The organism is Tsukamurella paurometabola DSM 20162, from assembly GCF_000092225.1.
GTDB lineage: Bacteria > Actinomycetota > Actinomycetes > Mycobacteriales > Mycobacteriaceae > Tsukamurella > Tsukamurella paurometabola.
Genome location: NC_014158.1, coordinates 1,012,334 through 1,033,842, shown reverse-complemented (window position 1 = coordinate 1,033,842; position 21,509 = coordinate 1,012,334). Strand labels below are relative to the sequence as shown.

Here is a 21,509-nt window from a genome sequence, read left to right as displayed (position 1 = left end):
CTCAGGCACCTCCCGCGATCGGCAGGCGAGCAGTGAGCCGCCATCCGGGACCGTCGGGCCCCGAGGTCACGGTGCCGCCGACGGTGGCCGCGCGTTCGGCCAGTCCGATCAGCCCCGTCCCACCGCCCGGCCCGGGACCGGGTGGTGCCGAATCCACGGCGCCGTCGTCGACCACGTCGACCCGCAAGTCGCTGTCCGCCCGGTCCACGGTGACCCGCACCGGGCTGCCCGGTGCGTGCCGCCGGGCGTTGGTGAGCCCCTCCGTGACCACGCGGTGCGCGATCAGGCGCACCAAGGCGGGCACGTCGCCGCCGGACGCCGCCGGGTCGACGGCGATCTCGACGCCGTCCTGCGCGAGGTCGCCGAAGGCCTCCGCCAGGGCCGAACCGGAGGCCGACGGTGCGAGCGGAACGGGTGTGTCGCCGGGCTCGCGGAGGGTGTCCACCATGGCGCGGATATCGGCGAGCGCACGCGCCCCGCTGCGTTCGATCCGCGACAGCGTGCCGTCGGTGTCGCCGTTCGCGGCGATCCCGGCCTGGGCGAGCACCACGATCCCGGTCACCTCATGCGCGATCACGTCGTGCAGCTCGCGGGCCATGGCCGTGCGCTCGGTCATCCGGACCTCCAGTCGCGTCGCATCGAGCCTGCGTTCGGCGGTGCGATGCCGGTGCCCGAACATGATGGACACGTTCACCGCACCGGCGGCCAGGAAGGCCACCACCCAGATGCTCGAATCATCCAGGGCGAGGGGAACCACCGGCAGCACGGCCAGCATCCCCGCGAAGGCCTCGATCGCACCGTCGGTGGCGGTATCGGCGTAGGAGGCCACGATCCCGGCGGCGATCACGAACACCCAGCAGGCACCGGCCGGCCAGATCGTGGTGTGCGGGGTCAGCGCGCCCACGATGAAGATCCCGGCGGCCAGCACGATCCCGCCCCAGGCCAGTGCACCGGGCCAGCCGTGCATCACCGCCAGCAGGGTGATCACCGCCCCCAGGGTGCCGACCGTGTTCACGGTCAGTGACAGCGACGACGAGTCGGCGACCAACGAGAGCATCGTGCCGATGAACCAGCCGCTCACGAGTAACCCGATCACGACGATCCGGTTGGCCCGCGTCATCACCATGTTCGTCACCCGGCTCCCACCGTGTCGAGTGCGCGCTCGTCGGGTCGCCTGCGGCGAAGCGGGGGCACCGTCCGCCAGGTGACCGCGCGCAGCAGCCATTCCAGGGGACCGTAACGCAGCCGGGACAGCCATATCCGGCTGATCGCGGACTGCGCGGCGATGATGCCGATCGCGGCCAGCATCAGTGCGGGCATCGACGTCTGCGGGCCGAGCGCGCCGGCGCGCAGCAGGACGGCGACCACGACCGACGCGGTCACGTAGTTGGTGAGCGACATACGGCCGAGCGGCTCGAAGCAGGCGCGCAGGGCTCGCCGCACGGACGGCAGCCGCCAGAGGAGGGCGAGCAGTCCGATGTACAGCAGCGCCATCGCCAGCCCGGCGCTGATGCCTCCCTTGGCGAACCGGGGGTCGCCTCCGCCCGCGTGCAGGTAGGCGCTCATGAGCGGCACGGCGGCCACACCGCCCACCACCGCCATGGCGACCCCGGGCATGGGCGAGGCCTCGATGCGCGCGGGCAGCCCCAGGCCGGCCGCTGCGGCACCGAGCAGGAGCAGGCTGGGCAGCGGGCCGATCACCGCGCCCACGTCGCTGAAGGACAGCCCCGTCAGGAATGTTCCGATGATGAGGTTCACCCACGCCGGCGCCCACACCACCAACGGGATCACGAGCGCTCCCCCGATGGCGTACTCCCGCAGGATGTCTCCCGAGAAGACGAGGGCGTGCAGTACACCGGCGGCGCCCAGGCCGATCATGCGCAACACCAGTGGCTTCCACGGCGCGACCGAACGCCGCCGGGCACCGTCGGCGATGAGGTACAGCGAGATGCCGAAGAGCAGCGAGAAGATCGGAACGAACCGCGCCTGGACGGTGTAGTCGAGTACGGTCCGGCCCGGCTGCGGCGCCGCCTCCACCATGCTGAGGATGTTGACCAGGATGATGCCCAGTAGCGCGAAACCGCGGAGGGAATCGAGAAACCGGTACCGGGCCATGTCACGACTGTGCCCGGCGGGCGGGTGCCGCGGAATCCGGCGAACGGCTGGTTCACCCCCGCCCGGTGTCGTCCGAACGGCCGAGGCGTGGCGGGTGCCGCCCCGGCGCCAAGGGGGCTACCGGATCGCCCGGGTGTCCTTCCCCGGTACCGGAACGGGCTCGAGGATCTCGGCGCGCGCCTCCGGTGCGGCGGCGCGGAGCGCATCGGCGCCGGCGTCGTCGGGCATCGCCTGCGAGCGCACCTCCGCGTCGACACGGGCGCGGTAGGTCTCCAGCTCCCGGGCGATATCGGCGGCCGACCATCCGAGTACCGGCGCGATCAGTGCGGCGACCTCCGCCATGGAGTCCACTCCGCGATCGGGGTACTCGATCGAGATGCGGGTACGGCGGGCCAGCACGTCCTCGAGGTGCAGGGCACCCTCGGCGAGTGCCGCGTAGACCGCCTCCACTCGCAGGTACTGCGGGGCGGCGGCGATCGGCTCCAGGAGGCCGGGGTCGGCGTCGGCGAGCGCGAGCACATCGCCGATGAGCGACCCGTAGCGGTTGAGCAGGTGCGTCACTCGGTGCGGGTGCACATCGTGTTCAGCCGCGATCGATGTGGTCTGGTTGCTCAGTGCGAAGTAGCCGTCGGCGCCGGCGAGTGGCACCTTCTCGGTGCACGACGGTGCCACCTTGTGCGGCAGGTAGGCCTCGGCGGCGTCCACGGCGTCGGCGGCCATCACCCGGTACGTGGTGTACTTGCCGCCCGCGATGGTGACCAGGCCGGGAGCGATCGCCGCGACCGCGTGCTCGCGCGAGAGCTTGCTGGTCTCATCGGACTCCCCGGCCAGCAGCGGGCGCAGCCCCGCGTAGACACCGGTGATGTCATCGTGGGTGAGCTCGGTGATGAGCACCTTGTTGACGTGGTTGAGGATGTAGTCGATGTCGGTCGCCGTGGCGGCGGGGTGCGCCAGGTCGAGGTTCCAGTCGGTATCGGTGGTCCCGATGATCCAGTGGATGCCCCACGGGATCACGAACAGAACGCTCTTCTCGGTCCGCAGGATCAGCGCCACATCGCTGACGATGCGATCGCGCGGCACCAGGATGTGCACGCCCTTCGACGCCCGGACCCGGAAGCGGCCCTTCTGGTGGGAGAGCGCCTGCAACTCGTCGGTCCAGACGCCCGTGGCATTGATGACCACGGTGGAGCGCACCTCGGTGGTGGCGCCGGTCTCGCTATCGCGCACCAGGACGCCCGACACGCGGTCGGCTTCGCGCAGGAAGTCGACCACCTGAGTGGACGTGCGGACCACCGCGCCGTAGTTGGCGGCGGTGCGGGCCACGGTCATGGTGTGCCGGGCATCGTCGACCACGGTGTCGAAGTAGCGGATGCCGCCGACCAGGGCGTCGCGGCGCAGTCCGGGCGAGAGCCGCAGCGCACCCGAGCGGGTGAGGTGCTTCTGGGCGGGCACGGTCTTCGCACCGCCCATGGTGTCGTAGAGGAACATGCCGGCGGCCATGTAGGGCCGCTCGATCACACGCTTGGTGAGCGGGAACAGGAAGGGCAGCGGCTTGACCAGGTGCGGGGCCAGCGTCGAGAGCGAGAGCTCGCGCTCGTGCAGGGCCTCGCGCACCAGGCCGAACTCCAGCTGCTCCAGATACCGCAGGCCGCCGTGGAACATCTTCGAGCTGCGCGAACTGGTGCCGGACGCGAAGTCGCGGGCTTCCACGAGGGCCACCTTGAGGCCGCGGGTCGCCGCGTCGAGGGCCGCTCCCACGCCGACGATGCCGCCGCCGATCACCACGACGTCGAACTCTTCGGAGCCCAGCTTCTCCCAGGCCTGTGCCCGGTACGCCGGCGAAAGCAGCGTGGAGGCCGGTGAGAGCCCTCCGAGACCGCTTGGAGTTGTGACGTTTCAGGGTTGGCAGCGTTCATACGGCATCACCATGTCAGTATTCGTTCGTGGCAGTTTCCCATCGTGACCCGCAGTTCGTCGCCGCCATCGATCAGGGCACCAGTTCCACCCGGTGCATCATCTTCGATCGGGGCGGCACCATCGTGGCCGCCGAACAACGGGAGCACGACCAGATCTTCCCACGTAACGGCTGGGTCGAGCACGACGCCACGCAGATATGGGTCAATACGCGACAGGTGTGCGCACAAGCCCTGGCGACGGCCGATCTCACCGCGGCGGACATCGCCGCGGTCGGCATCACCAACCAACGCGAGACGGTCGTGGTGTGGGATCGCGCGACGGGCGAACCGATCTACAACGCGATCGTGTGGCAGGACACGCGGACGGAGGCGATGTGCGAGGAACTGGCGTCCGTCGGGCTCGATGAGCCCGACCGCGACCGGTTCAAGCCCTCCTGCGGCTTGCCCCTCGCCTCGTACTTCTCCGGGCCGAAGATCGCCTGGATCCTCGACACCGTGCCGGGCGCCCGCGAGCGGGCCGAACGCGGCGAACTGTGCGCGGGCACCATCGACTCGTGGCTGGTGTGGAATCTGACCACCGACGATGCCGGGAGCGCCGAGCCAGGCCGGCCGATGCACATCACCGACATCACGAACGCCTCGCGCACCATGCTGATGAATCTGGCCGACGGCGCGTGGGACCCGGCCACCTGCGCCGCCATGGGCATTCCCATGGCGATGCTGCCCGAGATCCGCTCCAGTGCCGAGGTGTACGGCGTGGTGCGCGAGCGGGGCGTGTTCGGTGGAGTGCCGATCGCGGGCATCCTCGGCGACCAGCAGGCCGCGATGTTCGGACAGGCCGCGCTCGACGAGGGGGGCCTGCTGCACGGGTAGGTGACAAGTTGGTCAGGCCGCGTGTGGCGCGGCCGGGTTCATGGTGGACTCGAATGCGATGGGTGTCAATCGTCCAAGGCGGCGTTGTCGGCGCCGGCGGTGGTAGGTCCGTTCGATCCAGGTGATGATCGCGGTCCGCAGTTCCTGCCGGGTGGCCCAGCAGTGGCGGTCGAGGACGTTGTTCTGCAGCAGGCTGAAGAACGACTCCATCGCGGCATTGTCGCCGCAGGAGGCGACTCGGCCCATTGATCCGCGTAGTCCGTGATATTCCAAGGCACGTCGGAATTTTCGGCTCCGGAATTGCGATCCTCTGTCACTATGAACTATGCATCCGGTGACATCACCGCGCATCGCGACAGCGTTGTTGAGGGCGTTGACGGCGAGCCGGGCCTTCATCCTCGAGTCGACGGAGTAGCCGACGATCCGCCCGGAGTAGGCATCTTTGATCGCACACAGATACAGCTTCCCTTCCCGAGCCCTGTGTTCAGTGATATCTGTGAGCCACAACCGATTCGGTGCATCTGCGGTGAACCGGTGACGAGTCCTGCCGTGCTCGTCGGTGACGGTGCATAGATCGTCGTGGACCGCGGGCCCGGGTTTGCCGCCCTTGCTCGAGCGTTTCTTTCCGAAGACGCTCCACCACCGGTTGTCGCGGCAGATCCGCCACGCAGTGCGGTCCGCCATAGGCTCACCGGCAGCGCGGGCCTCGTCTGCGAGTAACCGGTGACCGAACTCCGGATCATCAACGCTGGCGTCGAACAGGGCGTTCGCGCGATACGCCTCGACCAGCTCCGTCGCGGGGACCGGGGCGGCGAGCCAACGGTAGTAAGGCTGACGGGAGAGCTTCAAAACCCGGCACGACACCGTGACGGGAACACCGTCGTCGGCGAGCTCTTTCACGAGCGGGTACATCATTTTCCCGGCAGGTTCGCCTGCGACAGATACGCAGCCGCACGACGCAGGACCTCATTCTCCTGCTCAAGGAGCCGAATCCGCTTACGCATTTGCCTCTCGGTCGCCGACTGCGCCGCACTGCTCCCGGACTTGGAGCCGGCCTCGACATCGGCGGTCTTCACCCAGTTCATCAGGCACGACTCGCTAATGCCGAAGTCGGCAGCGATCTGCTTGAGACGGACTCCCGGCTCACGATTACGCGCGACACGGACCACATCGTCGCGGAACTCCTTCGGATACGGCTTAGGCACAGTGCACATCCTTCCAGCGGCACCCCTCGGCACCACAGATCAGATGTCACCTACCCGTGCAGCAGGCCCGTGCGTGACGTACACCGTCGTGGTGCCGAGGCGCTGCTGGAGCTGCGCGATCTCCGAGCGGGTCTTGACGCGCAGCTTGGCATCGAGGTTGGACAGGGGCTCATCCATCAGGAAGACCTGCGGATTCCGCACGATGGCCCGCCCCATGGCGACCCGCTGACGCTGTCCACCCGAGAGAGCCCGGGGCTTGCGGTCGAGGAATTCGGTGAGATCGAGCAGGCGCGCGGCTTCATTGATCCGCTCGGCGATGGCCTCCTTGCCGTAGCCCGCGACCCGCAGCCCGTAGCCCATGTTCCCGGCCACGGTCATATGCGGATACAGGGCGTAGTTCTGGAAAACCATGGCGATATCGCGCCGCTTCGGGGGCAACGCCGTGACGTCACGGCCTCCGATATGCACCGAACCGAAGTCGACATCGTCCAGCCCGGCGAGCATGCGCAGGGATGTCGACTTCCCGCATCCCGAAGGCCCGACCAATGCGACGAACTCGCCGTCCTCGATATCGAGGTTCAAGTTGTCCACGGCCGGCACCGGACTGCCCGGGTAGACCTTCGACACGTCCTTGTAGCTAACACTCCCCACGATTCTTCCTCTCTCGAGCCTGCCGGTACTCCATGCGGAGTCCTGTGCGACCGCAACCGAAGCATGACAGACAGAATCCGAGCCTGGAACATTTTCGCACAACATTTCTCGATTGCACACGCGTCTGTTTCCAAGTGCGCTACCGTGTCCAGGGGTTTAGGTAGACTGTGACCCAGAACACAAGATAGAAAGTGTGACTAACTGCTCGTTTTTGTGGTCCGCCGTTGAGACCACGTGCAGGCGCAGCTGCCACGACGAAAGGAACCGGATGGAGACCACGGGAGCGGCGGGACTCAGCCGCCGGAGCGTGCTGAAAGGCGCACTCGCTGCGTCGACGTTGGCCGCACTCGCGCCGACCCTCGCATCATGCGGTCGCTCGGACTCACCACGCCCCCTCCACCTGGGGTCGCGGAACTCGGACTCGAAGGCCAAAGCAGGTATGGCGGCGCTCGTGGGCGCATTCACCGAACGTACGTCGATTCCGGTATCTGTGAACGTGGTCGATACGGTCTCGTTCCAGGAGAACCTCAACAACTATCTCCAGGGTGCGCCGGACGACGTGTTCACCTGGATGTCGGGTTACCGGATGCGCTACATCGCCAATAAGAAGCTGGTCTCTCCGTTGGATGCGGTCTGGCCCGCCATCGACCGTGGCTTCGACAGTTCGTTCAAGGGCGCGGCGACCGACAACGGTCACGCCTACCTCGTGCCCCTGACGTACTACCCGTGGGCGATCTACTACCGCAAGAGTGTGTGGCAACGCTATGGCTACCAGCCGCCGCGCACCCACGCCGACTTCATCGATCTGTGCAAGCGGATGAAGGCGGACGGCATCGTTCCGCTGGGATTCGCCGCGCGGCAGGGGTGGACCACGTTCGGCATGTTCGACTACCTCAATCTGCGGATCAACGGTCCCGATTTCCACCGCAGCCTGCTGGCCGGCGAGATCTCCTGGACCGACAACCGGGTCTACGCGACCTTCGACGCCTGGCGCGAATTCCTACCGTTCCAGCAGGAACAACCGCTGGGGCGCACCATCGCGGAGGCGCACACCGCACTGCTCAACCGCAAGGTGGGAATGATGGTCACGGGATTGTTCGTTTCGGAGCAGTTCCCCGCGGGCCCCGACCTCGACGACCTGGACTTCTGCCCGTTCCCGGAGTTCGACAGCGCCATCGGCGCCGGAGCGGTCGAGGCACCCCTCGACGGACTCATGATGAGTGCGAACCCCCGGAACCGGGAGGCCGCCACGCAGTTCCTCGAATACGCCGCCTCGGCGGAAGCGGGCATCAAGTACAGCAGCGGGCTCGCGATGTCGATTCCTGCTCACAAGGACATCTCGCTCGCCGACTACTCGCCGCTCATCCAGAAGGCAGCCGCGCTGGTGAAGAACAGCAATTCGATCACGCAGTTCCTCGACCGGGACACACGACCGGACTTCTCATCGATCGTGATCATCCCTTCATTGCAACAGTTCATCCGGGCCCCACAGGATCTCCGTTCGGTGCTCGCGAGCATCGAGAAGCAGAAGAAGGCGGTGTTCGACCGATGACCGAACTTCAGTCCACTCCGGCGGGTGCGCCCGCACCCGCCGTACAACGCGATCGCCGAGATCGCATCACGCTCTCGTGGATGCTGGGAGTGCCGCTCCTGATCGTCATCGGTGTCGTCCTCATCCCGACGGTGCTCACGATCATCCTCTCGTTCAGCAGTTGGGACGGTATCGGAGGTGTCGATTCGATCACGTGGATCGGCACGCAGAACTATACGAACGCGGTGGAGGCATATCCACCGTTCCAACAGGCTCTGCACAACAATGTCCTCTGGCTGGTGTTCCTCTTCGTGGGCCCGACGATTCTCGGAATCCTGCTGGCGGTCGTACTGGATAGGAACATCGCCGGCACGAGGATCTACCAGAGCGTGCTGTTCACGCCGGTCGTACTGTCCATGGCATTGGTCGGAATCATCTGGCAGTTCGTCTATTCCACGGACTACGGCGTGCTCAACTCGGTCCTCGGATCGGATACCGATTGGCTCGGTGATCCCGACTACAACATCTGGGCCGTCATGATTGCGGCGGGGTGGCGGCACACCGGCTACATCATGATCCTCTACATCGCGGGACTGAAGGCGATCGACGGCTCGGTGCGGGAGGCCGCGAAAGTCGATGGTGCCGGGCCGATCAGGACCTTCTTCCAAATCGTGTTCCCCCTGATGTTGCCCACGAACCTCATGGTCGCGGTGGTCACCGTCATCGAGTCGATTCGTGCATTCGACCTCGTATGGGTCATCAACCGAGGACGGAACGGTCTGGAGCTCATTTCGACCCTCGTGACATCGAACATCATCGGCGAGGCCGGCCGCGTGGGATTCGGATCCGCGCTCGCCGTTGTCATGTTGCTGATATCGGCGGTCTTTATCGCCGCCTACGTCTGGATCATTACTCGTGGAGACGGGACCGAAGAATGACACTCAGTAGCTCTACCGGCGCAACCACCCGGAACGCCGGAACGCCTGCCGCACAGTCGGTATACATGCGCAGAGGGCGGTCGCGTTCGACCGCGGCCACCGCACGCACCGTGGCGACGCAGCTCTTGCTCGTCACCTTCGCGATCGTGTGGATGGCTCCGCTCGCGTGGGCCGTGTACAGCTCCTTCCGCGATTACGACTACGTCCAGGAGAAGGGCCAGCTGTCGACCGGCGGCTACACGCTGGAGAACTACGCCAACGCGTGGACGATCGGCAACATCCCGCACTTCTTCCTCAACTCGGTGCTCATCACCGTTCCCGCAGTGATCCTCATCCTCGCCCTCGGCTCGATGGCGGCTTTCGTCATCGCGCGCTACTCGTGGAAGCTGAACATCGCCGCCCTGCTCGTGTTCGTCACAGCGAACCTTCTTCCGCCGCAGACGCTTCTGGCGCCGCTGTTCCGGATGTTCAACGCCTTCCCCCTGCCCGAGTGGCTCAGCAGCTCGGGAAGTCTCTACGACACCTACTGGGGCGTGATCATCGCGAACCTGGCGTTCCAGTTGGGTTTCTGCGTCTTCGTCTTGAGCAACTACATGAAGATGCTGCCCAAGGCGCTCACCGAAGCAGCGGAGATCGACGGTGCGGGCGCGTTTCGCCAGTACGCCCAGATCATCCTCCCGCTGTGCCGACCCGCTCTGGCGGCGCTGGCGACGCTGTTCGCGACCTGGGTCTACAACGACTTCTTCTGGGCATTGGCCCTCATGGTGACCGCCGATAAGTACCCGGTGACGACGGCACTGCAAAGCCTTGAGGGTGCCTACTTCACCGACTCCAACATGATGTCCGCCGGTGCCGTGCTGGTGGCGCTACCGACCGTTCTGGTCTACATGGCGCTCCAGCGACACTTCATCTCCGGGCTCACCATGGGAGCCAACAAGTAGCACGATCCGCTCCGGTGCGAGTCTTGGACCGCGCCGGAGCGCTTCGCCCAGACCAACGACATGTGCCCTTCCCCGATGCGGGGAAGGGCACATGTCGTTGGCGGAGCGGGCCGTCGCTGCGGCCTAACCGGAGGTCCCGCGGCCCTCTGGGGCGATACCGAGGAAGTCGAACGCGAATCGCATCCGCTGCCCCGCGGGCAGGCGGTACTCCGGATGGGGCAGCGATCCCCACGAATCGTCACCGCCCACTCCCCGGCGCATCAGTGCCGGACGAAGGATCGTGCGGCGGATCGGCGGGAGGTCTTCGGGGTGACGGGCATTCTCCACCTCGTACGGCGTCCACGGCGTGACCGCGAGCTCCATGCTCTCGCGCCCCTCGAGACGCATTCCGTACCCGTGCTCGTCGGTCACCTCGGCCCATCTGACTCCTGTCCGGTTCCCCGCTTCCTGCGGGCGGATGTAGGGGGTCAGTGCTTCGCGGGTGTCGATCGAATGGATTCCCAGACGCGCGGCGGCGCGACGATCGACGTAGCACTCGTGGGGTCCGTCTCCGAACCAGGTCAAGCGGTGATACGGCGCCGGAAGCGCCAACGACATACCGAACTCCGGCATATCGGGAAGGCCCGGAGCGGGGTCGACGTCCACTTGCACCGCTACCCTCCCGTCGGGAGTCACTGTGTACTCCACCGAGCACGTGCTCTCCGGAGAGGTCGGCAGGATGTAGCGGCAGCGGACCATGACCGCGCCGTCGTCGGCCCTCTCCACTGACGTTCGCCCCGCTCCGGCGTCGGGGCGCGGGTACCGACTCGCCACGAGCCACATACCGTCCCGCGCAGGCATTTTCCAGCCTCGCTCGTTGGACGTGGGCGCGTGCCAGAAGTTCGGCAGAGGCATGGAATCGAGCAGCTCGCGATAGGTATCACCCTCGCCCACGCGGTACGAAACCAGGCCTCCGTGCAGCACCGAGAACAGGACGTCGAAGCCCTCGCCCCGGACACCGATGTTGTGACGTCCCTCGATGAGTTCGAGGCTTCCCTGCGGCGGCCGACCGTCGGGCACACGACGGCGATTCGGGAACACTCGCTGGTCAGCGGCCACCACATGATCCGCACCGGCCCAGTCGGTGGCCGTTCGCAACCGGAGCGAGACGTCGACCGCGGCATCGAGCTGCGCGGTGTCGACGACGAACGGCAGCGAGTACGCGCCGACCGAGCCGGCGTCCACACGCGTGTCGATCTCCGCCTCTTCGACGATGGTCCCCCCGTAGGAGAGCTGCGCGACGCAGCGGAAGTCCGCCGAACTCGTGAACATCATGCGGTTCTCGATCTCCACCGACGACCGACCGATCGTGAAGACGAAGCCTTGATACAGGCGTTTGACTTCTTCCGCGCACGGTTTGGGCGACCTGTCGGCGAACAGTATTCCGTTCCCGGAGAAGTCGGCGTCATTCGGTCGGTCACCGAAGTCTCCTCCGTAACCGAGGTACTCACTGCCGTCCGCGTTCCGTGCGGGGAGTGCTTGGTCGACGAAGTCCCAGATGAATCCGCCCTGGAAGAGCTCGTCGCGATACGCGAGGTCGACGTATCGGTCGACCGCTCCGAACGAGTTGCCCATGGCATGGGCGTACTCGCAGAGGATGTACGGCTTATCGCGATGCTCCAGCAGATAGGCCTCGACATCGTCCACGGGTAGGTACATCCTGCTGACGACGTCGCTCGTCTCCGGATACCGCGGGTCCATGGAGATCCCCTCGTAGTGGACCGGACGGGTGTCCTCCGCTTTGAGGAGCCGAGAGACCTCGAGGAGATTCCGGCCCCCGGAGGATTCGTTGCCGCACGACCACATCACGATGCTGCAGTGGTTGCGGTCTCGGGCCACCATATTGCGGGCGCGGGCACGGACGTTGTCCAGCCACTCGGGGCGGTCGCCGGGCAGTGCGGTGTCCGGCGTCGCCAGCACCGGGGTATCCGCCCACGTCCCGTGCGTCTCCAGGTTGACCTCATCGATCACGTACACGCCGTAGATGTCGCACAGCTCGTAGAAGAACGTGTTGTTGGGGTAGTGGCTCGTGCGAACCGCATTGATGTTGTGCGCCTTCATGAAGCGGAGATCCGACTCCGTCTCCTCGCGGGTGACCACGCGCCCCTTCAGGCCGAACTCGTGCCGGTTGACGCCGTTGAACACCACGCGTCGCCCGTTGACCTTGAACACACCGTCTTCGATGCCGACGCGCCTGATGCCGACTTTCACCGGCACGATCTCGGTCACGTCGCCGCGGTCGTCGGACACCTCGAGTACGAGGTCGTAGAGGTGAGGGGATTCGCTGCTCCACAGCTGCGGGGAGTCCACCGCGACGGCGAGCCGGCCCGCACCCGCCGAGACCAGGTCGCCGACTCCGGTCAGGACGCCGCGGACCATTCCCGCTCCGCGAAGCGTGACGGCGACCGAGACCTCGGCCGTGCTGAAATCATCTGCGATATCGGTGGACACGACCAGGTCGGTGATGTGCGTCGCCGGGTGGCGGTGCAGAGTCACATCACGGAAGATGCCCGAGAAGCGGAAGAGGTCCTGGTCCTCGAGCCACGAGGCGGAGCACCACTTGAAGACGCGACACGCGATCCGGTTCTCGGCCGACGTCAGGTAGTCGGTGATGTCGAACTCCGAGGGTGTGAACGAGTCCTCGGCGTAGCCCACGTAGATCCCGTTCACCCACACCGCCAGCGCGCTCTCCACGCCGGCGAAGTGCAGCGTGAGCCGCTCCCCCGGCCCGAGGGGTGCGTCGAGCTCGAAGGTCCGCACGTACGACCCGACCGGGTTGAATCTCATGGGGACCTGCCCCGGTTCGAGCTGCTCGCGCCCATCCCACGGGTATTGCACGTTGACGTACTGCGGCCGGTCGTACCCCTGCAACTGGATGTGCGCGGGGACCTCGATCTCAGCCCAGTCGTCGACATCGCAGTCGAGCCGCTCGAAGCCCTCGGGCGCGGACTGCGGATTCGGCGCATAGTCGAACTTCCACATGCCGTTGAGGCTCTGTTCGAAGGAACTGATCCCCGCCAGCGCCTCGTCTCGGTTCCGGAACCAGCGATGGTCCGAATGGGGGGCAACGGTCCCCTCCGCGAAGTGCTCGGGATCAGCGAGATCGCGTAGGTGAAAGGTCATGGCATGTCTCCGGTTGATCAAGGGAGTGGTCGAGGGTCGCACGGGAAAGCGGTCGATGGTCGGATCCCGGCAGACTCCGGCGATGATCACGAGTGCGCCAGGACGAGGCGTCAGAACACCGAACTGCGATCGGGGCTTAGGTCTTCTCAGCGAACGCACCGCCGCCGGGGCGGACCGCCGCAATGCTGGGACGCGGGTGTCCCGCCGAGTGGACCGCCTCGGGGAGCTCCGACACGATCCGCTCCGCTGCTGATGCAGGTGCCAGCACCACCACGGTGCCGCCGAAGCCGCCGCCCGTCATACGAGCGCCGTAGGCGCCGAACCGGCAGGCCTCATCCGCGATGAAATCGATAGCCGGAACGGTGATTTCAAAGTCATCTCGCATCGAATGATGCGATTCGACCATCAACTCGCCGAACCGGGTGAAGTCACCCGATGCGAGGGCATCCGCAGCTGCGAGGACTCTCGCGTTCTCGGTGATGACGTGCCGTGCCCGGCGAGCCGTGACGGCATCGTCGGTCCGGGTCCACGCACCGTCGGACGCATCGCGAAGCGAGGACAGCCCCAGTTCTGCCGCTGCCGCCTCACACGATCGCCGGCGCGCACCGTACTCACCACCGGCGTGCTGGTGCGGTGTCCGCGAATCGATCGCGAGGAGGACCGCGGTCCCCAGGTTCATGGGGACACGATCGACGGCCAGCGAACGGAAGTCCAGGAGCAGGGCGGTGTCCTGCTCGCCGTACAGGCTGCTCATCTGGTCCAGCAGCCCCGTGGGAGCACCGACGTACTCGTTCTCCGCGCGCTGCGCGATGCGGGCCAAAGTGGTCCGGTCAGGGGCCTCGGACCCCGATGCCGCCACCAAGGCCTCCAGCACGGCGCACTCGATCGCAGCGGAAGACGAGAGCCCGGCTCCCACAGGAACATCGGAAGCAATCGTCATTGCGCCTCCCGGCACGCGAACACCGTGCTCGCGCAGTGCCCAGACACATCCTGCGACGTACCCGGGCCAGCCTCGCACCGCGCCCGTCCCGGGACTGGTGTCCAGCGGGATGGCCGCCGCGGCCCCTTCCTCGCGCGAGGAAACGGCGATGCTGTCCGAGATCGACGGATCGAACCGCGCCGTGGCACCCACCCCGAGCGCGATCGGCAGCGCATAGCCGTCGTTGTAGTCCGTGTGCTCACCGATCAGATTGATCCGGCCGGGGGCATAGCCGCGCACGGTCATTCGAGCGCCTTCCTGAGTTCGGCCGCGATCGCTTCCGGTGACTTGTCGGTGATGAACGCGTCGCGTCCGGACTCCGCACCGGCAAGGTACTTCAGCTTGTCGGCACTGCGGCGAATGGAGAACAGCTCGGCGTGCAGGTACCCCTCCGCGGCATCAGTGCGGTACTGGTGCCAGGAGGCGATGTACGGCAAGGGGGTGCCGTACAGGGCATCGAATCCGCGCAGCACGGCGAGGTAGACCCGCGCGAGGTCATCCGCTTCCGCTGCAGTGAGTTCGGACAGATTGCGCACATGCCGGTTCGGGTACACGTGTACCTCGGACGGCCACTTCGCCGCGAAGGGAACGAACGCGGTGGTGTGATCCGTGCGGATCAGAATCCGGTCGCCGTCGGCGACCTCGGCGGCGAGGATGCTCTCGAACAGGTCCTGGCCCGTACTGGCACGGTGTGCCTGCGCTTCCCGCATGAGCGCAGCGGTCCGCGGTGTGGTGAACGGGAAGGCGTAGATCTGCCCGTGCGGGTGCGGCAGCGTCACGCCGATCTCCTCGCCCCGGTTCTCGAAGCAGTACACCTCCGCCACATCGTCACGACTGAGGAGCGCTGCAGTGCGGTGCGCCCACACGTCGACCACGAGGCGGGCATGCTCCTGCGTCAGGCCGGCGAACGCACCGTCGTGATCGCTGGAGAAACACACCACTTCACATCGTCCGACACCGGGCGACTCGACACGCAGGGCGTTCTCGGGCGGACCGGCCGCCTCGGCGACGCCGAACAGCGACGGGAAGCGATTCTCGAAGACCGCCACCCGGTAGTCGTGGACCGGGAGCTCACTGGAGAGGCCCTCCGGGTCGGGACACAGCGGGCACATCTGTTTGGGAGGCTTGTACGTCCGGTCTTGGCGGGCCGGCGCCACGATCACGAGATCGCCGGTCTGCGGGTCTCGGCGCACCGTGGTCGTGGGACCGTCCGGTCGCGGCGCAAGGGCGCGGTGATCGGTTTCGAGCACCGGTCGCGGAGCCTCGGATACATCGAACAGCAGGATCTCCCGGCCGTCCGCCAGGTGCCCTACGGTCGGGTCCGGCAGTGGGCGGTTCATTGCACGCCTCCTTCGGCGATGGTGAGCTCGACGACGCTGGAGAGGGCTTCGCGAGCGGCGGGTCCGAGCCCGCTGTCGGTGATGAGTTGTTCGACCACGGAGAACTCCCCGAACAGGTGCGCGCCGATCTCACCGAACTTGGTGTGGTCGGCGAGCATCACGGTGTTGCGCGATGCCCCGATCAAGCGCCGGTTGGTTTCCGCCTCACCGATGTTCGGCGTGGTGAACCCGGCGGTGGGGTCGATGCCGTGACATCCGAGGAAGCCGATATCGCATCGCACACGTTCGAGCATGGCATTGGCGACCGGGCCGACGAGCGCATCCGACGGCGTGCGCTGGCCACCGGTCAGCTGGACCGCTCCCCCCGCCACGAGGTCGTCGGCAGGGTCGGTCATCACGTGGAAGAGCGAAATCGAATTGGTCACCACGGCGATCGCTCGGCCGCGGAGCAGGCGGGCGAGTTCGAGAGTCGTGGTCCCTGCGCCGATCGCCACCGTCATCCCGTCTTCGACCAACGCCAGAGCGGCCCTGGCGATCGCCGTCTTCTCCGCGGTGGCTCGCTCTGCTTTGAGAGCAGATATCGGTTCCAGGCCTCGCCCGGAAAGCGAACCGGCGGTGCGCACCGCTCCACCGTGCACCTTCGTGAGCTCACCGGCCTCTTCCAAGCGGTCGAGGTCCCGGCGGATGGTCATCTCCGAGACGCCCAGCTCCTCCGCCAGATCGATGACCCGCACGGCGCCGTGCGCGACCGCCGCGGCGAGGATGTGTCGACGTCGTTCCGCTGCCAGCACCCGCGCCTACCCTTGCGACGAGTCGGAGCGCGCAGGCGTGAGCGCCGCCCACACCGCGAACAGGACGGCGAAGAGCAGCAGGCCGGCGCCCACCCACAGGTTCGCCGAGCTACCGGCCGCCATGTCGATCGGGTTCTGGCCGCGCTGCGCCTGGCCCGCACCGGCTTCGGCGACGCCGGGCAACAGGCCCGCGATGAGCAGACCGATCCCGTACAGGCCGAGGAGGGCGGCGATCACGTTGCGGATGTCGAACAGCCGGGTCAGCAGTCCCCGTGTGGGAGTACCGGTCGGATCGGTCATCGATCTGCTCCTGTCGTCGAAGTCGTTGTGGCCCATCAGCGGAAGATGACGCCCAGCACCAGGGTGGTCGCGAGCACCGCGATGCCGAGCGGCACCGCGCGGGCGTACCAGGGCGCCCGCGCATCGGAGTCCTCGGCACCGCGCAGGATCGCGCGGTCGGTCAGCGAGTACACGTAGCCGTTGAGCTCGGCCTCGGGTTTGGGCATGGTGACGGCGGAGACCGCTACCGAGACCACGATGTCGACCACGAACGCGGCGGAGGCCGCGACGAAGGCCATGCCCTGTCCGGGCAGATCGATTACACCGGTCTGCTGCATGACGAAGACCGCGATGGCGGCGAGCGTGCCGGAGACCAGGCCCACCCAGCCCGCGGTCGGTGTCATCCGCTTCCAGAACATACCGAGCAGGAAGGTGGCGAACAGCGGCGCGTTGAAGAAGCCGAACAGGGTCTGCAGGTAGTCCATCAGGTTGGAGTACCCGGCCGCGATGGTGGCGGTACCGATCGCGAGGAGGACGGCGATCACCGTGGCCACCTGACCGACCTTGATGTAGTAGGCGTCTTCGCGGTCCTTCACCACGTACTGCTGCCAGAGGTCGAAGCTGAAGACGGTGTTGAAGGCGGAGACATTGGCCGCCATACCCGCCATGAACGAGGCGATCAGGCCGGCCACCGCCACACCGAGCAGGCCGTTGGGCAGGATGTCACGGATCATGAGCAGCATCGCGTCGTTGTAGGTGACTCCTTGCGCCGCACCGTTGTTCTTGAGGTTCATCATGTCGCCGATGGCGGCGGCGCAGATCATGCCGGGGACCACGACGACGAACGGGATGAACATCTTCGGGATGGCGCCGATGATCGGCGTGCGGCGGGCGGCGGACATCGAATCGGACGCCATGGCGCGCTGCACCTCGACGAAGTTGGTGGTCCAGTAGCCGAACGAGAGCACGAAGCCCAGACCGAAGACGATGCCGACCACCGACCACACCGGCGATTCGAATCCACTGAGCGCCTGCCCCGGCCAGGTGTGCAGTTGCTGCGAGACGGTGGCCGTGACGCCCTGATCGCCTCGGGTCTCGATCACCTTCTCCTTCAGCCCGCTCCAGCCACCCACCTTGATCAGGCCGATCACGGTGAGCGGAACGAGCGCGGCGAGGATGACGAAGAACTGGAGAACCTCGTTGTAGATCGCCGCCGACAGGCCTCCGAGCACGGTGTAGGTGAGCACGACCGCGGCGGCGACGAGCAGGGACACCCACTGCGGCCAGCCGAGGACCACGTTGATGACGGTGCCGAGCAGGAACAGGTTCACACCCGCGATGAGCACCTGGGCGACGGCGAAGCTGATCGAGTTCACCAGGTGTGCGCCGGTGCCGAAGCGCTTGCGCATGAACTCCGGGACACTGCGCACCTTCGAGCCGTAGTAGAAGGGCATCATGACCAGGCCGAGGAAGACCATCGCCGGCACGGCGCCGATCCAGTAGTAGTGGAACGTCGACATGCCGATCTGAGCGCCGGTGGCCGACATACCCATGATCTCCACCGCACCGAGGTTCGCCGACACGAAGGCGATACCGGTGACCCACGCGGGCAGTCGTCGTCCCGACAGGAAGAAGTCGAGACTCGATGCCACCTGGCGCCGGGCCAGATAGCCTATGCCCAGCACGAACACGAAGTAGATCGCGATCAGCCAGTAGTCCAGGAATCCGACGTTGAGCCGGAGCGGAGCGTCCATCGCCAGAGTCATGGCCGACATTCCCCTTCGATCGCAGCAATCACTCCACGGAATCTAACAGCTTCAAACAGTCGAGGGGTGCAGATTGTTAGATTTTGTTCGACGGAACCGTCAGAAGACCTTCTCGAGCCTCTCCACGGCCTCACGCAACCGTGCGGGTTCGGCGGTGGTGAAGCAGAACCGCAGCGCTCCGGTGTGACTGCTCGCCACGGCGAAAGCACTTCCCGGCACGTAGGCGACACCCGCGTCGACGGCGCGCGGCAATGCAGCGGCGGTGTCCGTCCCGTCGGCGAACTCACCCCACAGGAACATGCCGCCGGCGGGCTCGGTGAGCGCCAGCCGGTCCCCGTACGCGCGCTTGAGGGCGGCGTGCAGCGCCGATGCCCGCTCGCCGTACAGCGACCGGATACGCCCGATATGTGCGTCCGACCAGGGGCCATCGGCAAGGATCTCAGCGGCGATGGCCTGCGTCAGGGTCGAACCGCAGAGGTCCGCGCCCTGCTTGAGCTTCTCGACCAGAGCGAGGACTTCGGCGTCGCCGTGCATCCACCCCACCCGCAGCGCCGGGGCCACGATCTTCGATGCGCTCGACAGTCGGATCACACGGTCACTGTGCGCGGCCACCGGCTCCACCGCGCGGCCGCGGAATCGCAGCCGGCCGTACGGATCGTCTTCGACGATCCAGAAGCCGAATTCATCGGCGAGCCGTGCGAGTTCGATCCGCCGCTCAGCCGCCAGCGTGGCGCCGCCGGGATTGTGGAAGTTCGAGACCGTGTGCACGACCCGCACGCCACCGCGCTCGACGATGGGTCGCAGCAGGTCGACGCGCATCCCTTCGGCATCCATGGGCACAGCCTCGATGTTCGCGCGCACCGCCGCGAACACCTGGAGGGCGCCTGTGTACCCGGGGTCCTCGACCACCACGGTGTCCCCCGGATCGAGCAGGGCCTGAGCGAGCAGGGCCAGCGCCTGCTGCGAGCCGTGCGTGATCACCACCGCGCCGGCGTCGCGGCCGATCGCCTCCGATTCGCGCGCATGCACGACATCGCGGAGCGCCGGCGCGCCCGTGGTGAGGCCGTACTGCAGGACGGACGGTGCCGTGAGCGCGCGCTCTGCAGCCTCGGCGACTCGTCGGGTGGGCAGCAGCTCAGGAGCGGGTAGACCGCCGGCGAGCGAGATCACGTCCGGCCGATCCGCGACCGCGAGCAGATCACGGATCGCCGACCCGCGCACAGCGCGCACCGCCGCCGACCCCCGTTCTCCGTGTGTCGTCGTCATGCGACGACGATCGCACATCACGATCCAAATGGCGAGATAGTTATCTCATCAATTGAGATTTCTAGATCTCCGCCCGGCTCGACGTCGCATCATCCGAAGAAGTGGGTGGCGGCGATCGTCGCGCCCGGTCCGGGCAGCAGGGTGTCCTCGCCCAACTGCGCACCGAAGTACGTCGCCTGCGCGTCACACACCACCTCCCGATCGTCCCCGTCGCCGCGGAGCGCTCGGCGCACCAGCTCGTCGAGGGCGAAGGTGTCCGGACCCGCGACCTCCGTGTACCGCCCCAGCGGCTCACCGGTGGCGGCCGATACCACCGCCGCGGCCACATCGGCGGAGGCGATCGGGGCGATACCCGCGCCCGGGAGGCGGATCACACCGTCGACGGTCGATGCGGCCGCGATACCCGGGACGAACTCGAAGAACTGGGTGGCGCGCACGATCGTGTAGGGCACCTCGCCGCCCCGGATCAGCTCTTCCTGCCTGATCTTTCCCCGGAAATAGCCGCTTTCGGCCAGCCGGTCGGTGCCCACCACCGAGAGTGCAACGTGGTGCCGCACCCGGGCCGCCCGCTCCGCAACGAGCAGATTCGTCGTCGCAGCGGTGAAGAACTCCAGCACCGCGGCATCGTCGAAGGACGGCGAATTCGCAACGTCGATCACCACATCGGCCCCGTCGAGCGCGGACGTCAACCCCGTCCCCGTGACCGCGTCGATCCCCCGGCTCGGCGAGCCGATCACTACCTCGTGATCACCCTCCACCAGCGCCTTCGCCACCTGTGATCCGATGAGCCCGGTACCGCCGATCACCACGAACTTCGCCATCGCGCACTTCCTTCCGTCCGCCCGTCCGTCGCGGGCACCCACAGCAAGGACCGAACGGGGTCGCGATCTGTGACAGATCAGCGGAAATCGGCGAGCTTGTCCGGGTTCATCACCCACATCAGCTGCGTGATCCCGCTCTCGTCGGCGACCACGCACAGCAGCGCCGAGGGCCGGCCGTCGTGCAGGAACAATGCCGCAGGCCGCCCGTTGGCCTGCACCCGCCGCACCGTGGCGTCGGGCCAGAACCTCGTCGAGAAGCCGGCCACGAACCGGGCGACATCGTTGCCACCCACCACGGGGCGACGCGCGGCTCGACGCACCCCACCACCGTCGGTCTCGCTCGTCACATCCGCGGCCAGCACCGCTTCGAGGCCCGCGATATCGCCGGCGTGTGCGGCCGCTAGAAAGGCGTCCAGAAGCGAGCGCAACCGGTCATGCGAGACAGTGGTACGCCGCTCACCGTCGAGCCGCCTGCGGGCCCGGCTCACCAGCTGTCGCACGGCGGGTTCGCGCATCTGCAGGATCTCCGCGATCCGGTCGTACGGATGGCCGAAGGCCTCCCGCAGGACGTAGGCGGCACGTTCGGCGGGCCCGAGTCGCTGCAGCACGTGCAGCACCGCCAGTTCCAGGGTCGCACGCCGTTCGGCGCCGAGTTGTGGATCGGATTCGGTGTCGACGGGCGTCGGGAACCACGGTCCCACATACGCTTCGCGCCGCACGTGCGCGGACTGCGCCTGAGTGAGGGCCAGTCGGGTCGCGGTGACCACGAGGAAGGCCTCGGGGTCGCGCACATCGGTGCGGTCCCGGCCGGACCATCGCAACCACGTGTCCTGCACCACGTCCTCGGCGTCCGGCGCGGAGCCGAGGATCCGATAGGCGATACCGAACAGGCGCGGCCGCGCGCGGGTGAAGGCGTCGAGCGCGGTGTCCGACAC

16 protein-coding genes and 2 pseudogenes are annotated in these 21,509 nt (G+C 66.9%); 4 read left to right on the top strand and 14 right to left on the bottom strand.

Annotated features, from left to right (window positions below):
- Nucleotide 1: 1 nt before the first annotated feature.
- From TPAU_RS21780 to TPAU_RS05020, 3 genes are all read right to left on the bottom strand, one after another.
- A complete protein-coding gene (locus tag TPAU_RS21780) occupies nucleotides 2-1,126 on the bottom strand; it encodes a sensor histidine kinase (RefSeq protein ID WP_013125679.1) in 1,125 nt (374 codons plus the stop codon).
- Nucleotides 1,127-1,131: 5 nt separating this feature from the next.
- Complete coding sequence (locus TPAU_RS05025; RefSeq protein WP_013125678.1) at nucleotides 1,132-2,115, bottom strand: DUF418 domain-containing protein; 984 nt, start codon at nucleotides 2,113-2,115, stop codon at nucleotides 1,132-1,134.
- A 117-nt stretch (nucleotides 2,116-2,232) separates the two neighbouring features.
- Nucleotides 2,233-3,963: a glycerol-3-phosphate dehydrogenase/oxidase gene (locus tag TPAU_RS05020; protein WP_013125677.1), complete on the bottom strand. Its 1,731-nt coding sequence runs from the start codon at nucleotides 3,961-3,963 to the stop codon at nucleotides 2,233-2,235.
- A gap of 95 nt (nucleotides 3,964-4,058) precedes the next feature.
- Here TPAU_RS05020 and TPAU_RS05015 point away from each other — a divergent pair.
- A pseudogene (locus TPAU_RS05015) lies at nucleotides 4,059-4,886 on the top strand (FGGY family carbohydrate kinase); the annotation flags it as partial.
- Between the two features lie 30 nt (nucleotides 4,887-4,916).
- Here TPAU_RS05015 and TPAU_RS05010 read toward each other — a convergent pair.
- Both TPAU_RS05010 and TPAU_RS05000 read right to left on the bottom strand, forming a co-directional pair.
- A protein-coding gene (locus tag TPAU_RS05010) for an IS3 family transposase (RefSeq protein ID WP_245537794.1) occupies nucleotides 4,917-6,109 on the bottom strand; the annotation gives its coding sequence in 2 pieces (ribosomal slippage) (nucleotides 4,917-5,822 and nucleotides 5,825-6,109; 1,191 coding nt in all).
- A gap of 69 nt (nucleotides 6,110-6,178) precedes the next feature.
- Nucleotides 6,179-6,760: pseudogene (locus tag TPAU_RS05000) on the bottom strand (ABC transporter ATP-binding protein); the annotation flags it as partial.
- Nucleotides 6,761-7,028: 268 nt separating this feature from the next.
- Between TPAU_RS05000 and TPAU_RS04995 the strand changes: the two are divergent.
- The 3 genes from TPAU_RS04995 (at nucleotide 7,029) to TPAU_RS04985 (ending at nucleotide 10,170) form a co-directional block, all read left to right on the top strand.
- Entirely contained in the window at nucleotides 7,029-8,312 is a 1,284-nt protein-coding gene (locus TPAU_RS04995) for an ABC transporter substrate-binding protein (RefSeq protein ID WP_013125674.1), read from the top strand.
- The gene (locus tag TPAU_RS04990) at nucleotides 8,309-9,229 is read left to right on the top strand and encodes a carbohydrate ABC transporter permease (protein ID WP_013125673.1); all 921 of its coding nucleotides are present in this window, start codon (nucleotides 8,309-8,311) and stop codon (nucleotides 9,227-9,229) included. Before TPAU_RS04995 ends, TPAU_RS04990 begins: the two co-directional genes overlap by 4 nt.
- A gap of 65 nt (nucleotides 9,230-9,294) precedes the next feature.
- Entirely contained in the window at nucleotides 9,295-10,170 is an 876-nt protein-coding gene (locus tag TPAU_RS04985) for a carbohydrate ABC transporter permease (protein ID WP_049825775.1), read from the top strand.
- A gap of 123 nt (nucleotides 10,171-10,293) precedes the next feature.
- On the opposite strand, the gene lacZ is transcribed toward TPAU_RS04985, so the two are convergent.
- The 9 genes from lacZ to TPAU_RS04940 form a co-directional block, all read right to left on the bottom strand.
- A complete protein-coding gene (lacZ, locus tag TPAU_RS04980) occupies nucleotides 10,294-13,332 on the bottom strand; it encodes a beta-galactosidase, LacZ type (protein WP_013125671.1) in 3,039 nt (1,012 codons plus the stop codon).
- 136 nt (nucleotides 13,333-13,468) lie between these two features.
- Nucleotides 13,469-14,557, bottom strand: coding sequence for a galactokinase (locus TPAU_RS04975; protein WP_013125670.1), 1,089 nt, complete (start codon nucleotides 14,555-14,557; stop codon nucleotides 13,469-13,471).
- Nucleotides 14,554-15,651, bottom strand: coding sequence for a galactose-1-phosphate uridylyltransferase (gene galT, locus TPAU_RS04970; protein WP_013125669.1), 1,098 nt, complete (start codon nucleotides 15,649-15,651; stop codon nucleotides 14,554-14,556). Before galT ends, TPAU_RS04975 begins: the two co-directional genes overlap by 4 nt.
- On the bottom strand, nucleotides 15,648-16,442 hold the full coding sequence (locus TPAU_RS04965; protein ID WP_013125668.1) for a DeoR/GlpR family DNA-binding transcription regulator: 795 nt from the start codon (nucleotides 16,440-16,442) through the stop codon (nucleotides 15,648-15,650). Before TPAU_RS04965 ends, galT begins: the two co-directional genes overlap by 4 nt.
- Before the next feature lie 6 nt (nucleotides 16,443-16,448).
- A complete protein-coding gene (locus TPAU_RS04960) occupies nucleotides 16,449-16,742 on the bottom strand; it encodes a hypothetical protein (RefSeq protein WP_013125667.1) in 294 nt (97 codons plus the stop codon).
- A gap of 35 nt (nucleotides 16,743-16,777) precedes the next feature.
- On the bottom strand, nucleotides 16,778-18,487 hold the full coding sequence (locus tag TPAU_RS04955; protein ID WP_013125666.1) for a sodium:solute symporter family protein: 1,710 nt from the start codon (nucleotides 18,485-18,487) through the stop codon (nucleotides 16,778-16,780).
- A gap of 99 nt (nucleotides 18,488-18,586) precedes the next feature.
- Complete coding sequence (locus TPAU_RS04950; RefSeq protein WP_013125665.1) at nucleotides 18,587-19,753, bottom strand: aminotransferase-like domain-containing protein; 1,167 nt, start codon at nucleotides 19,751-19,753, stop codon at nucleotides 18,587-18,589.
- A gap of 89 nt (nucleotides 19,754-19,842) precedes the next feature.
- Nucleotides 19,843-20,574, bottom strand: a complete 732-nt coding sequence (locus TPAU_RS04945) for an SDR family oxidoreductase (RefSeq protein WP_013125664.1) — start codon at nucleotides 20,572-20,574, stop codon at nucleotides 19,843-19,845.
- Nucleotides 20,575-20,651: 77 nt separating this feature from the next.
- On the bottom strand, nucleotides 20,652-21,509 hold the full coding sequence (locus tag TPAU_RS04940) for an RNA polymerase sigma-70 factor (protein ID WP_013125663.1): 858 nt from the start codon (nucleotides 21,507-21,509) through the stop codon (nucleotides 20,652-20,654).